13 protein-coding genes are annotated in these 13,601 nt (G+C 40.6%); 1 reads left to right on the forward strand and 12 read right to left on the reverse strand.

Annotation, left to right across the window (positions count from 1 at the left end):
* Positions 1-87: 87 nt before the first annotated feature.
* The 12 genes from purD to IGJ20_RS08000 form a co-directional block, all read right to left on the reverse strand.
* A complete protein-coding gene (gene purD, locus IGJ20_RS07945; RefSeq protein WP_142956437.1) occupies positions 88-1,335 on the reverse strand; it encodes a phosphoribosylamine--glycine ligase in 1,248 nt (415 codons plus the stop codon).
* A gap of 18 nt (positions 1,336-1,353) precedes the next feature.
* A complete protein-coding gene (purH, locus tag IGJ20_RS07950) occupies positions 1,354-2,940 on the reverse strand; it encodes a bifunctional phosphoribosylaminoimidazolecarboxamide formyltransferase/IMP cyclohydrolase (RefSeq protein WP_376708767.1) in 1,587 nt (528 codons plus the stop codon).
* Positions 2,892-3,464: a phosphoribosylglycinamide formyltransferase gene (gene purN / locus IGJ20_RS07955; RefSeq protein ID WP_202522557.1), complete on the reverse strand. Its 573-nt coding sequence runs from the start codon at positions 3,462-3,464 to the stop codon at positions 2,892-2,894. The genes purH and purN overlap by 49 nt, the downstream gene beginning before the upstream one ends.
* On the reverse strand, positions 3,461-4,492 hold the full coding sequence (gene purM / locus IGJ20_RS07960; protein ID WP_202522558.1) for a phosphoribosylformylglycinamidine cyclo-ligase: 1,032 nt from the start codon (positions 4,490-4,492) through the stop codon (positions 3,461-3,463). The genes purN and purM overlap by 4 nt, the downstream gene beginning before the upstream one ends.
* Position 4,493: 1 nt before the next feature.
* Positions 4,494-5,933: an amidophosphoribosyltransferase gene (purF, locus tag IGJ20_RS07965; RefSeq protein ID WP_024041554.1), complete on the reverse strand. Its 1,440-nt coding sequence runs from the start codon at positions 5,931-5,933 to the stop codon at positions 4,494-4,496.
* A complete protein-coding gene (gene purL, locus IGJ20_RS07970) occupies positions 5,909-8,128 on the reverse strand; it encodes a phosphoribosylformylglycinamidine synthase subunit PurL (protein ID WP_016615174.1) in 2,220 nt (739 codons plus the stop codon). The genes purF and purL overlap by 25 nt, the downstream gene beginning before the upstream one ends.
* Entirely contained in the window at positions 8,125-8,799 is a 675-nt protein-coding gene (gene purQ / locus IGJ20_RS07975; protein WP_202522559.1) for a phosphoribosylformylglycinamidine synthase subunit PurQ, read from the reverse strand. Before purQ ends, purL begins: the two co-directional genes overlap by 4 nt.
* Positions 8,800-9,051 (reverse strand): phosphoribosylformylglycinamidine synthase subunit PurS, encoded by a 252-nt coding sequence (purS, locus tag IGJ20_RS07980; protein ID WP_002357271.1) that lies wholly within the window; start codon positions 9,049-9,051, stop codon positions 8,800-8,802.
* Between the two features lie 13 nt (positions 9,052-9,064).
* The gene (gene purC, locus IGJ20_RS07985) at positions 9,065-9,778 is read right to left on the reverse strand and encodes a phosphoribosylaminoimidazolesuccinocarboxamide synthase (RefSeq protein ID WP_010824718.1); all 714 of its coding nucleotides are present in this window, start codon (positions 9,776-9,778) and stop codon (positions 9,065-9,067) included.
* A 152-nt stretch (positions 9,779-9,930) separates the two neighbouring features.
* Complete coding sequence (gene purK, locus IGJ20_RS07990) at positions 9,931-11,055, reverse strand: 5-(carboxyamino)imidazole ribonucleotide synthase (RefSeq protein WP_002399033.1); 1,125 nt, start codon at positions 11,053-11,055, stop codon at positions 9,931-9,933.
* Positions 11,048-11,536, reverse strand: coding sequence for a 5-(carboxyamino)imidazole ribonucleotide mutase (gene purE / locus IGJ20_RS07995; RefSeq protein ID WP_002365766.1), 489 nt, complete (start codon positions 11,534-11,536; stop codon positions 11,048-11,050). Before purE ends, purK begins: the two co-directional genes overlap by 8 nt.
* Positions 11,537-11,708: 172 nt before the next feature.
* The gene (locus IGJ20_RS08000; protein WP_002357267.1) at positions 11,709-12,575 is read right to left on the reverse strand and encodes an SPFH domain-containing protein; all 867 of its coding nucleotides are present in this window, start codon (positions 12,573-12,575) and stop codon (positions 11,709-11,711) included.
* A gap of 149 nt (positions 12,576-12,724) precedes the next feature.
* On the opposite strand from IGJ20_RS08000, the gene IGJ20_RS08005 reads away from it, so the two are divergent.
* Positions 12,725-13,600: an NAD(P)H-hydrate dehydratase gene (locus tag IGJ20_RS08005; protein WP_002365767.1), complete on the forward strand. Its 876-nt coding sequence runs from the start codon at positions 12,725-12,727 to the stop codon at positions 13,598-13,600.
* The last annotated feature ends 1 nt before the right edge of the window (position 13,601 follow it).

Here is a 13,601-nt window from a genome sequence, read left to right on the forward strand (position 1 = left end):
CAGTTTATGCCTCCCTATCTGAATTTGCAATAAAAAAAAGACAAGGAAACATTCGATTAAATGTCCTTGCCTCTGTTTTTGAAAATCCTAAATCAAGCCTTTCACGCCTATATCTTTTCGATAGTACATTCCAGGAAATGAGTAATTATCCAATGTTTGATAAACTTTTTTGCGGGCTTCTTCAAGAGTCGAAGCAGTTGCTTCTGCTAAAAAGATTCGTCCGCCAGCCGAAACCAGAGCCTGTTCTGAACGAGTTACCCCTGCATAATAGATGGTTTCACCAGACATTTCGGGTAACGGTAGATTTGTCTTGTATTGATTAGGATAGCCTTCTGCTGCTACAACAACACCAACACTCGCTAACTCATTCCATACAATCGTTGGTTGCTCTTTCGCCAGCAATGAAGAAATTATTTCTGAAAGGGGACTCTCTAAACGTGCCAACACAACTTGTGTTTCTGGATCCCCAAATCGAGCATTAAATTCAATAACCTTGGGGCCAGTTGCTGTTTGGATTAAACCAGCATATAAAATCCCTTGAAACGGACGTTTTTCAGCCACCATTCCTTTAGCAGTCGGTTTCAGGACTTGACTAATGGCTTGCTGAACCGCTTCTTCTGGGATCTGAGGCACTGGTGTGTAAGCACCCATCCCCCCTGTATTCGGACCAGCATCCCCATCGAAAATCCGCTTATGATCTTGAGCAATCACCATCGGATATACCTTCTCATTAGAAACAAAGGCCATTAAGGAAAATTCTTCTCCTTGCAAAAATTCTTCGATTACAACCGTTTGACCGCTTGCTCCAAATTGTTGATCCTCCATCATCGCAACTAGCGCCCGTTTTGCGGCTGCTTTTGTTTCGGCAACTACTACTCCTTTTCCAGCTGCCAAACCATCCGCCTTAATAACAATTGGTACTCCTTGCTGTTCAATATATTCTAAGGCAGGTGCCAAACGTTGAAAGACCCGATATGCTGCCGTTGGAATCTGATATTTTTGCATAAAATCTTTCGCAAAACTTTTTGAACCTTCAATTATTGCAGCTGCTTTTGTCGGGCCAAAAATCAGTAATCCCGCTGCTTGAAAGGCATCTACAATACCTTCAATTAATGGCGTTTCCGGTCCGACGAATGTCCAATCAATCTGATTATCCTTCGCAAATTGAATTAGTTCCGTTTGCTGCTCTTCACTGATAGGTACAGTCCGAATATTATCACCACTCATACCAGGATTACCTGGTGCACAATAAACAGTCTTGACTTTATTTTCTTGCTGTAATTTTTTGGCGATTGCATGTTCACGACCACCACGCCCAATCACTAATATATTCATCGGTTTCTCCTTTAAAAATTAATGTTTGAAATGACGAGTCCCAGTAAAAATCATCGCAATACCATAATGATTCGCTAGATCAATTGATGCTTGATCTTTAATGCTCCCGCCTGGCTGAATAATTGCTTGAATGCCATGTTGTGCAGCATATTCCACGCTATCTGCCATGGGGAAAAAGGCATCACTTGCTAAGACGGCCCCTTGTAATTTTCCAGCTGCTTGGGCTTGATCAACTGCAATTTTTACTGAACCAATTCGATTCATTTGACCAGCGCCAATCCCCACCGTTTGGCTTTCATTGGCTAAAACAATAGCGTTTGATTTTACATGCTTGACTGCTTTCCAAGCAAAGTTCAAGGCGTCTCTTTCGGCTGGTGTGGGTTGGCGCTCTGTAACAACTTGCCATGCTTGGTCATTTTCAACAACTGTATCCTGTTCTTGAATTAATAACCCACCCATAACAGAAACTAATTCCTTCGCTTTTTTTTCTTGAGCATGAAAATCTAACGTTAACAAACGAAGATTCTTTTTCTGAGATAACAGTGCCAGAGCTTCTTCCTCAAAACTAGGCGCAATAATTATCTCTAAAAAGATTTGATGCATTTCAGCCGCAGTCGCTTGGTCCACTGGACGATTCAAAACAACAATGCCACCAAAAATTGAAACTGGATCTGCTTCAAATGCCTGACGATAGGCTGCCAAAATCGTTTTTCCTGTTCCTATTCCACATGGGTTCATATGTTTAACAGCGACGACCGTAGGTTCTGTAAACTCGCTAGCAATCCGGAGCGCTGCATCAGCATCTCGAATATTGTTATATGACAGTTCTTTGCCATGAAGTTGTCGAGCGGAAGCAACGGATAATGATACAGGTACAACGGATTGATAAAAGGTGGCCTGTTGATGGCTATTTTCGCCATAGCGCAATGTTTGCTTACGTTCATAAGTAAGCGTCTGTTTCTCTGGTTCAGTTTCACCCACTTGCGTCGTTAAATAGTCAGCGATAAGCGCGTCATAAGCAGCGGTATGACGAAAGACTTTTGCTGCTAATCTTTTTCTAGTGGCTAACTGGCTAGTTCCAGTGCTGCTAATTTCACTTAATACCTGTTCATAATCACTAGGATCAACCACTGCTGTTACGTCTTGATAATTTTTTGCCGCTGAACGTAACATGCTAGGACCGCCAATATCAATCATTTCAATCGCTTCTGCTTCAGAGATCGCTGGTTTTAAAATTGTTTCTTTAAATGGATAAAGATTCACTACTACAAGGTCAATAAATTGAATGCCTTGTTCAGTCAGTGCTTTTTGATGCGTTTGGTTTCCCCTTTTTGCCAAAAGTCCGCCATGGATATTCGGATGTAACGTTTTGACACGGCCATCTAACATTTCTGGAAAGCCAGTGATGTCGTCAATAGCAAGTGTCGGTACCCCCGCTTCTTCTAAGACAGTCCTTGTTCCCCCAGTGGAGATAATTTCAAAGCCATTTGCAACTAAGCCTGCTGCAAATGTTGTCACTTCTGTTTTGTCTGAAACGCTAATCAATGCTCTTTTGGTCATTTCGTTGTCTCCTTTACAATTTGTGAAATTATTTTTGGGTACCATTCGTGCTCAAGAGCATGAATTTTCTCTGCTAATGTGTCCAATGTATCTTCAGTATCAATCTTGGTGGTTGTTTGGAAAATAATCGGTCCTGTATCAACCCCAGAGTCAACATAATGGATAGTGATTCCTGTTATTTTCACTCCATAATGAAATGCCTCTTCAATTCCGTGAAGACCTGGAAAACTAGGTAACAGAGAAGGATGAATATTGACGATTCTCTTTGGATAAGCCTCCAGTAAAGTCCTGCCGATAATTCTCAAATAACCAGCTAACACGATTAAATCGATCTGATGCTCTTTTAAATGTTTCAATACTTGTTCTTCATACTGCCCACGAGATGGAAAATCAGATGGTGAAAAGCAAACAACGGGAATCTTGCGTTTTTTGGCACGGGTCAATACATAGGCTTCAGGCTGGTCACAAAAGACTAAGCTCAACTGCCCTGCGATTTTTTTTTGGGAAAAAGCTGCAGCAATCGCCTCAAAATTGCTACCATTGCCAGATGCAAAAACAGCTATCTTCATAAGGCTTCCTTAAAAATAACGGCTTTCGTTTTCCTAGGTACCAAACGACCAATTTCAAAAGCTTCTGGCAAAAGCTCCTGAACTTTTTTAACATGCTCTGGACTCACCGCTAAAATCATCCCTAAGCCCATATTGAAAATTTCATACATTTCTTCAGATGGAATTTCACCATATTTTTGAATCAATTTAAAAATTGGTAGCACTGGCCAACTATTTAATTGAATCTCTGCAGCTAGTGAGGAAGAAAACATTCTTGGTAGATTTTCTAAAAACCCGCCGCCGGTAATATGCGCAGCCCCATGCACGAGTCCTGCTTTTAACAATGGCAATAATTCCTTCACATAAATTTTTGTTGGTGTTAATAATTCTTCCCCTAACGTTTTGGGTGCCAATTCTGGAAGCTTGTCCGTTGTTTTAAACGAATGTTTCTTAAAAAAAACATTTCTTACTAACGAGTAACCATTAGAATGAAGACCACTTGAAGGAAGACCAATCAAAAAATCGCCTTCTTTTACGTTACTTGGAGTCAAGAGTTGACTTTTCTCAGCAATACCCACGGCAAAACCAGCCACGTCATAAGCATCTGCTTCATACATATCAGGCATTTCAGCTGTTTCGCCCCCAATTAAGGCTGCATTCGCCTCACAACAGCCAGCCGCAACACCCGCAACAATTGCTTCAACTTTAGCTGGATTAACGGTCCCTAACGCTAAATAATCTAAAAAATATAACGGTTCGGCGCCTTGTGCGACGACATCATTGACACACATTGCTACACAATCAATTCCGATTGTCTCGTGTCTCTGTTCTTCAATTGCCAAGAGTAACTTTGTGCCTACGCCATCCGTTCCTGATACCAAAACTGGTTCTTTAAGCTTGTAACTGCTTAAATCAAAACAACCACCAAAACCACCAAGCATGCCCAACGTTCCCGTCCGTTGTGTCTTTTGGCTATGCTTTTGAATTCGTTCCACTACTTCGTATCCTGCCTCAACATTTACGCCAGCTTTTGAATAGGCATTTTCCATGTCAATTCCTCCTAGTTTCTTTTTTCAAGGATGCTTGATATTGTTCTTCATAATCATACAAAGGCGTTGGATAGTCTCCATTAAAGTAAGCCATACACAGCCCAGAATAAGGAGCATCATAATTTAATTGAATCCCATCAATCAGCCCTGCTTCACTCAAAAAAGCCAGCGAATCTGCGCCAATCTGCTCTTTGATTTCTTCAATTGAATAGTTTGCCGCAATTAGTTCGTCCCGCGTCTGTATATCAATGCCATAAAAACACGGATATTTTAATGGTGGTGAAGCAATTCTGACATGAACTTCTTGCGCTTCTGCTTCTTTTAATAAATGGATAATGCGCCGAATAGTGGTTCCGCGAACAATCGAATCATCTACTAAAACGACTTTTTTTCCTTTGACCACGCCACGAACTGCCGATAGTTTCATACGGACACCTTGTTCTCTTAATTCTTGTGTCGGCTGGATGAATGTTCGAGCGACATATTGATTTTTTACTAAACCTAGTTCGTAAGGTATCTGTGCTTCTTCTGCATAGCCGCTAGCTGCAGACAATGACGAGTTCGGTACCCCAACTACCATATCAGCTGCGACTGGACTTTCGATTGCCAAGTTCTTTCCCATTCTTTTACGAGCTGTATGCACATTAACTCCAGCAATATTTGAATCTGGCCGTGCAAAATAAATATATTCCATTGCACAAATTGCCGGTTGGACTTCCGTAGTGAAAACCTCTATTTTCAAGCCTTCATCAGAAATGATGACTACTTCACCAGGCGCCACGTCTTGAATAAAGCGAGCCCCAACTGTTTCTAATGCACACGTTTCGGATGCCACAACGTACGCCCCATTGTTCATTTGTCCGATGGAGAGAGGGCGAAAGCCGTTGGGATCGAGTGCAGCAATCATCATCGTTTCTGTTAATAAAAGATAAGCAAAGCCCCCCTTAACCAAATTCAAGCTCTCTTTTAGTTTATCGAGAAACGAGGCAGCAGTGCTTTTTCGAATCAAGTGCATTAAAATTTCAGTGTCTGAATTGGAATGAAAAATAGCGCCTTCTCTTTCTAGTTGTTTTCGTAAACGCTTGGCATTTGTCAAATTGCCATTGTGTGCTAACCCAATTTGACTATCATAAAATTTAAATAAAAATGGCTGAATATTATCCACGCTACCCGTACCAGCGGTTGCATAGCGTACATGACCAATAGCCGCCGTTCCTTCTAACGCATTCAGTTGTTCTCGCTTTTGGAATACTTCTGCTAATAAACCTAAATCACGGTGGCCATCTAATTTCCCAGAATTGTTCGCCACAATTCCCGCGCCTTCTTGGCCTCGATGCTGTAAGCTGTGTAAACCAAAATAGGTCACTTGTGCCGCATCAGGATGACCCCAAATACCAAAAATACCACACTCTTCATTTAAGCTTTTTGCTTCATAAGACATGGAATCGCATCCTCCCATAAGGCTTTGGCTTCTTTTGTTGAACAATTGATCACATCATCTAACGCATGAAGGACCAAACCAGTTTCAGTCACTTTCCCAATATGTTGAGCTTTTCTTCCGATAAGTGTTTCAAATGCTTCTTGATGCTGGGGACTAACTGAAAGAATAAAACGGGATTGCGTCTCCGCAAATAGATATTCTTTTTTTAATGGCAGTGTCACCTGTAACCCCAGTTCGTTAGCAAAAGCCGACTCGGCTAAAGCAACGGCAACGCCGCCTTCAGCGCAATCATGCGCGCTAGCAACTAGGCCTGCTTGAATTGCTTTTAAAACTAATTCTTGGTTTGCTTTTTCCTCTTTTAAATCAAATGAGCGTAATTGCCCTTCAATTCGACCCAGTTGCATTTTCTGAATTTCTGAGCCGTTAAAATCTGCGTGGGTTTCACCGATGAGATAAATTAAGTCATCCACTTGTTTAAACGCTTGTGTGGTAATTTGTGAAACATCTTCAATCACTCCCACCATGCCGATCATTGGCGTTGGATAAATGGCTTGACCATCTGTTTCATTGTAAAGAGAGACGTTCCCAGAAATCACGGGTGTTCCTAGCTGACGGCAAGCTGCGGCGATTCCATCCGCCGACGTCCATAATTCCCAAAAACTTTCTGGTTTATCAGGGGAACCATAATTCAAACAATCAGTGATAGCCAAAGGTTGTGCTCCACTTGCTACAATATTACGAGCTGCTTCTGCAACCGCAATTTGCCCACCAATTTCAGGATTTAAATACAAATAACGGCTATTACAATCTGTCGTCATCGCTAAGGCTTTATTGGTGCCCCGCACTCTTAAAACAGCTGCATCACTTCCTGGTTGCACCACTGTATTCGTTTGTACTTGACTATCATAGGTTTCGTAAACTGATTTTTTTGATGCAATCGTTGGCTGTTGCAATAGGCGTTTTAATAATTCCGTGCTATTCGTAATTTCTGGAATGAAGGGCGCTAATTTTTTAAAAGCACGCATCCGTTCTGGTTCTTGATAGGCTTTCTGGTAAACAGGTGCTTCTTCTGCTAAAGCATCTACTGGTACATCTGCGACTATTTTGTCACTGTGAAAGACACGATACTGTCCATCATCCGTTACGGATCCAATCGCTACCGCTTCTAAGTCATACGTTTGAAACAATTCACAAACTTGCTGTTCTGCTCCTTTTTCCACACAGATTAACATCCGTTCTTGGGACTCAGACAAGAGCATTTCATAGGGGCTCATCTGCGTCTCTCTCTGCGGAACTTTATCCAGCTCTAGAATCAAGCCTGAACCTGCTTTTGATGCCATTTCAGCACTTGAAGAAACCAAGCCAGCCGCCCCCATATCTTGGATGCCGATTAAAATATCTTGATGATTTTTGATTAAATCAAGACAAGCTTCCAATAATAATTTTTCCATAAACGGATCACCTACTTGTACTGCAGATCGTTGCTGTTCTTCACCTTCACTAAATTCTTCTGAAGCAAAGGTCGCACCATGAATTCCATCTCGTCCTGTTTTCGCACCTACGTAAAGAATGCTATTTCCGACGCCTTTTGCTTGGCCTTTTTGAATCTCATCATGACGAATCAATCCCACACACATAGCATTGACAAGTGGGTTTCCTTGATAACATGGCTCAAAAGCAATTTCGCCGCCAACGGTTGGAATACCAATACAATTTCCATAACCGCTAATCCCCGCCACAACTTCTTGAAACAAATAACGTGTTCGTGCATCCGTCAGTTCGCCAAATCTTAGCGAATCCAGTAAAGCAATCGGCCGCGCCCCCATACTGAAAATATCGCGAATAATTCCACCAACGCCTGTAGCTGCTCCTTCGTAAGGTTCTACTGCAGAAGGATGATTATGGCTCTCTGCTTTAAAAACAACAGCTAATCCGTCACCAATATCGACAATCCCAGCTCCTTCACCAGGGCCTTGAAGCACTTGTGGCCCTTCCGTCGGAAACTTTTTTAAAACGGGCTTGGAATTTTTGTAAGAGCAATGTTCACTCCACATCACGGAGAATAAGCCAGTTTCTGTATAATTAGGTTCTCTTTGCAAAATGGTCTCAATCTGATGATATTCTTCATCTGTTAGTCCCCATTCTGCATACAACCGTGTCTCCTTGATTTCTTTTGGTGTTGGTTCATTCATCATTGGCTTAATTCCTTTCCAAAGTTTTTAATGATTGAAGCAAAAAAGCTGCGTCCATCTGTTGAACCTAACAATTCTTCCATCGCTCGTTCCGGATGAGGCATCATTCCTAGAACATTGCCCTGTTCATTACAAATACCAGCAATATTCTCAAGACTACCGTTCACCTTTTCTTGATACGTAAAAACAATTTGGTTCTTTTCTTTCAGCTCTTTCAACGTTTTTTCATCACAATAGTAATTCCCTTCGCCATGTGCTACTGGTAAATGTATCGAAACATTTTCAGGATACTCGCTTGTAAACTTTGTGTGCGTATTCACTTTCAATGGGACACTTTTACAAATAAAACGAAGCGAATCATTTCTTAACAACGTACCAGGAAGCAAGCCAATTTCTGTTAAAATTTGAAAGCCATTACAAGTACCAAAAACCATTTTGCCTTCTGTAGCAAAGCGAATCACCTCATTGATAATTGGCGAAAACCGAGCAATTGCACCACAACGTAAGTAATCGCCATAAGAAAAACCACCAGGCAATAACACGCCATCAAATTTTGCTAAAGAAGTGGCATCGTGTCGGACAAATTCTGCATCGATGCCCATCACCTCTTTGACAGCCCACAATAAGTCTGCATCACAATTGGATCCTGGAAAAACAATCACTGCCAATTTCATTTAAATTTCCTCCAAAGATAAAATTTCAAAACGATAGGATTCCATATTTACATTGGCTAATAGTTGATCACAAATTTGTTCAATTTTCTCTTCAATTGCTTCTGTCTGCTGGACGTGCATTTCAAAATACTTACCGACACGGATTTCGGCTACTTCTGTAAAACCAAGCCGATGGACTGCTTCCTTAACCGCTTCACCTTGGGGATCCAAAATTGATTCTTTATACGTAACATAGACTTTGACAAAATACATACGCGCTTCCTCCTCAATTAGCTGTTAGTAAACGTTGTAAAACTTCTTCATATACAGGAACTATTTCTCCTAATTCACGGCGATAAACATCTTTATCCAGATGTTCGTTTGTGTTTAAATCCCATAAACGACAGGTGTCTGGAGAAATTTCATCTGCCAGTAACAATTGATTGGCCTTCGTCCGACCAATCTCGATTTTAAAATCGATCAAACAAATATTGAGGCGTTGAAAGAGTTGACTAAGCGCCTGATTAATTTGTAAAGCCAATGCTTTGATTTCCACAATTTCAGCAGGAGTGGCTACTTTTAGAAATTGAATATGGTCTTCGTTAATAAAAGGATCATCCAGACGATCTTCTTTGTAATAAAATTCGATAATGGGCGTCACTAATTTAGTGCCCTCTTCAATCGCTAAACGCTTCGAAAAACTTCCTGCCGCATAATTACGTACGACAACTTCCAAAGGAATCATTTCTACGGCCTGAATTAATTGTTCGTGTTCAGATACTTTTTTGATAAAATGATTGGGAATCTTCTGTTGCTGTAAATGTTCAAAAATTAGACTAGTGATTTGATTATTCAAAGCGCCTTTCCCAAGAACTTTGTCTTTTTTTTGACCGTTTAAAGCTGTTGCTTGATCAAGATATTCCACAAAAAGAACCGCTGCATTTTCTGTTTGATACAAATTCTTCGCTTTTCCTGTATACACAAGTGCTTTCTTTTCCATTCTTTCCCTCTTCTCGTTAGCTTCATGAACCCTATTCTTTCTAAGTCAGCTGATTTACATCAGACAAAAACTTACATTAGTTACAAAAAAAACAATAATCGTTCGTGTTTGTCGAATGTAAAAATAAAAAACTTTCTTGGAGCAAGCATTTATTAAGTTACATTCCAAATACCAACAGTCTCAATTTCCTTTAACGTTTCTGATAAGCAAGGTGTTGTAATGGTGACGTGGCCCATTTTTCTGCCAACTTTTGATTCGGCTTTTCCATAGTAATGGACTTGCCAAGTGGGTTTTGACGTGCATAACTGGTAGCTTTTTTCTAAGTGTTCGCCTAAGAGATTCACCATAACCACTGATTGAAGTAATTGGGGTAACCCAATGCCCCAATTGCTAATCCCTCGAATATGCGCATCAAATTGACTAAATGAGCAAGCTTCAATAGAGTAATGACCTGAGTTATGAGGCCGTGGCGCTAATTCATTGACGTACAACTCTTCTGAATCCGTTAAAAACATTTCGATAGCTAAAACCCCAGATAGATTTAATTCCTCAGCAATGTATTGCGCCAATTCCGCTGCTTTTTGTTGCACATTCTCAGAAATTCGTGCTGGCACAATTGATTCATGCAAGATATTCTTTCGATGAATGTTTTCAGATACAGGAAAGCTTTGGTAACCATGCTTATTCCCTGCAACGATGATTGAAAGTTCTTTAGTGAAAGGCACCCACTTTTCTAATTCACAAGTGGCGTTAGCTAATAATTTAGTCGCTTGGGAGAAATCCTCTTCGCATTTTAAGACGACTTGTCCTTTTCCATCGTATCCACCTTGAATAGTTTTTAAGACACATGGAAAACCAATCTTTTCTATTGCTTGTGGCAGCTCTTTCTGGCTTTTTACTTCCGCAAAAGGGGCAATCTTACAGCCAATCGATTGAAGAAACGTTTTTTCAAGCAATCGATTTTGAGTAATTTTTAACAATTCTGTTCCTTGTGGCAACTTTTCTAGTGGAATGGCCTTTTCTAGGGAGGCCACTTCAATATTTTCAAATTCATAAGTGATCACATCGCATAACTCTGCTAGTTCAGTTAAAGCAGATGTCTGATCAAAGGCTGCCACAATTTGACGGTCAGCTACTTGACCAGCTGGACTATTGAGCGTTGGGTCCAACACAATCATTTGGAAACCCATTTTTTTACCACTCATGACTAGCATTCGCCCTAACTGTCCTCCACCTATAATGCCAATAGTTGCTCCGACTTTTAAAGGTTTATTCAAGTTGTTCCCCACTTTCCATAACCGCTTTTTCCAATGATTGTCGTCTTGCTTGGATTCTTTCTGCTAACTGTAAATCATCAATACTTAGTATTTCTGCAGCTAATAACCCAGCATTGGTAGCACCTGCTGAGCCAATCGCAGTTGTTGCTACAGGAACTCCGCCTGGCATCTGCACAATAGACAACAGTGAATCAATACCGTTTAATGTTCGTGTTTTAACTGGAACACCAATGACAGGTAAGGTTGTCTTTGCAGCTACCATCCCTGGTAAATGGGCCGCTCCACCAGCGCCAGCGATAATAACCTTCAATCCTTTTGTTCGTGATTCCTCTGCAAAACGAAACATCAAATCAGGGGTCCTATGTGCTGATATCACTCGTTTTTCATAAGGAATTTTCAACTCTTCTAACACAAGACAAGCAGCTTTCATCGTTGCCCAGTCTGAGGTACTTCCCATAATCACAGCGACTAATGGTTTCATGAATATAATAACTCCTTCCGCCTTTTTTCACTGTTATTCTAACAATGAGAAAAAGAGATGTCAAAGAAAAACCGAAATATTATAAATTAAAATTATATAATGTTCGTGTTTACCAAAAAAAGAGCCATCGGAAAGATGACTCTTTTTTGCTATTTTTAGCGTTGCTTCCTCTTTAAGAAGAAACGTCGCCTGTATTAATAACTGGTTGTGTGCCCTTATCAGTAATGATTGAGACTAGTAAATTATTAATAAGTTGTACTTTTCGTTCATCGGTAAAATTAATTTCTTGCCCTTCTTCAATCTGTTCTAAGGCCATTTGTGTCATGCTTACCGCACCTTCCACAATTGTTTGTCGGGCCGCTAAGATTGCTTTTGCTTGCTGTCTTTGCAACATGGAGCTAGCTATTTCAGTTGCATAAGCTAAATGATTCAACCGTGTTTCGATAACCTCTACACCAGCCACTGCTAAGCGTTCTTGCAATTCTTTGGTTAACTCCTCGGAAATTTGTTCGGTATTTCCTCGCAGAGTTACATCATTATCTGAAAAAGTGTCATAAGGATATTGTGTTGCTACATGCCGGATTGCCGTTTCGCTTTGAATTTCCACAAAGTCTTGATAATAATCGACATTAAATAACGCCTTAGCTGTATCGACTACCCGAAAAACGATGACCGCAGAGATTTCGATTGGATTCCCGTCAGAGTCATTGACTTTTAATAGAGAACTATTGAAATTTCGTACTTTCAAAGAAATGTTCATTTTTTGCGTAAATGGAATGGTAATAAACAACCCATTTTCTTTAATCGTACCTAAGTAGCGACCAAAAAATAAAATAGCTTTCGCCTGGTTGGGACTAACAATGGTTAAGGAACTTAAAAATAAAATAGCCCCAACTAACAAAATAATACCTAAAACAACAAGAACACCATTGGTATGACTCGCTCCATAAATAAATAAACCAATTCCCGCAATTAAAATAACTAATAAGCTCGCAATTCCTACGTAGCCACTCATATAAAATGTTTTTTTCTCTTCCATCTGTTTCACTCTCCTAACTCATTTATCTGGTCCTTATTATACACCTCATTGCCTTCAATAGAGTAACTTTTAACATTAAATAAACTGATTTTTTCGGGGCTCTTGTAGTATACTGAGAACAAAGAAATCCCAAGAAAAGGAGTGATAGAATGCGCTATTTAAGCAAGGACATTTTAGAGGAAGTCATCACTCAACGCCCCTCTGACTCTTATAAAAGTAATTTTGGGCGTGTTGTATTAATCGGAGGAAACCGACAATATGGCGGAGCCATCATCATGAGTACCGAAGCGTGTATCAATAGTGGCGCTGGTCTCACCACTGTGATTACTGATGTTAAAAATCACGGGCCTTTACATGCAAGATGCCCAGAAGCGATGGTCGTGGGCTTTGAAGAAACAGTCCTTCTGACGAACGTCGTAGAGCAAGCGGATGTTATTTTAATTGGTCCAGGTTTAGGCTTAGATGCTACTGCACAACAAATATTAAAGATGGTACTCGCCCAACATCAAAAACAACAATGGTTAATTATCGATGGCTCAGCAATTACCCTGTTTAGCCAAGGCAATTTCTCCCTTACCTATCCTGAAAAAGTTGTTTTCACACCTCATCAAATGGAATGGCAACGTTTGAGTCACTTACCTATCGAGCAACAAACACTGGCAAATAACCAGCGCCAACAAGCAAAATTAGGCAGTACGATTGTTTTAAAAAGTCATCGCACCACAATTTTCCACGCAGGAGAACCTTTTCAAAATACAGGTGGCAACCCTGGGATGGCTACTGGCGGAACTGGGGATACCTTGGCTGGCATCATTGCTGGTTTTTTAGCTCAGTTTAAGCCGACAATTGAAACCATTGCTGGCGCCGTCTACTTACACAGTCTCATTGGAGATGATTTGGCCAAAACTGACTATGTTGTTTTACCAACGAAGATTAGTCAAGCCTTGCCGACATATATGAAAAAATATGCCCAGCCCCACACTGCACCTGATTCTGAACTATTAGAACAGAAGCGTTCGAGATAAA

This window comes from Enterococcus sp. DIV0294 (genome assembly GCF_050558155.1).
GTDB lineage: Bacteria > Bacillota > Bacilli > Lactobacillales > Enterococcaceae > Enterococcus > Enterococcus faecalis.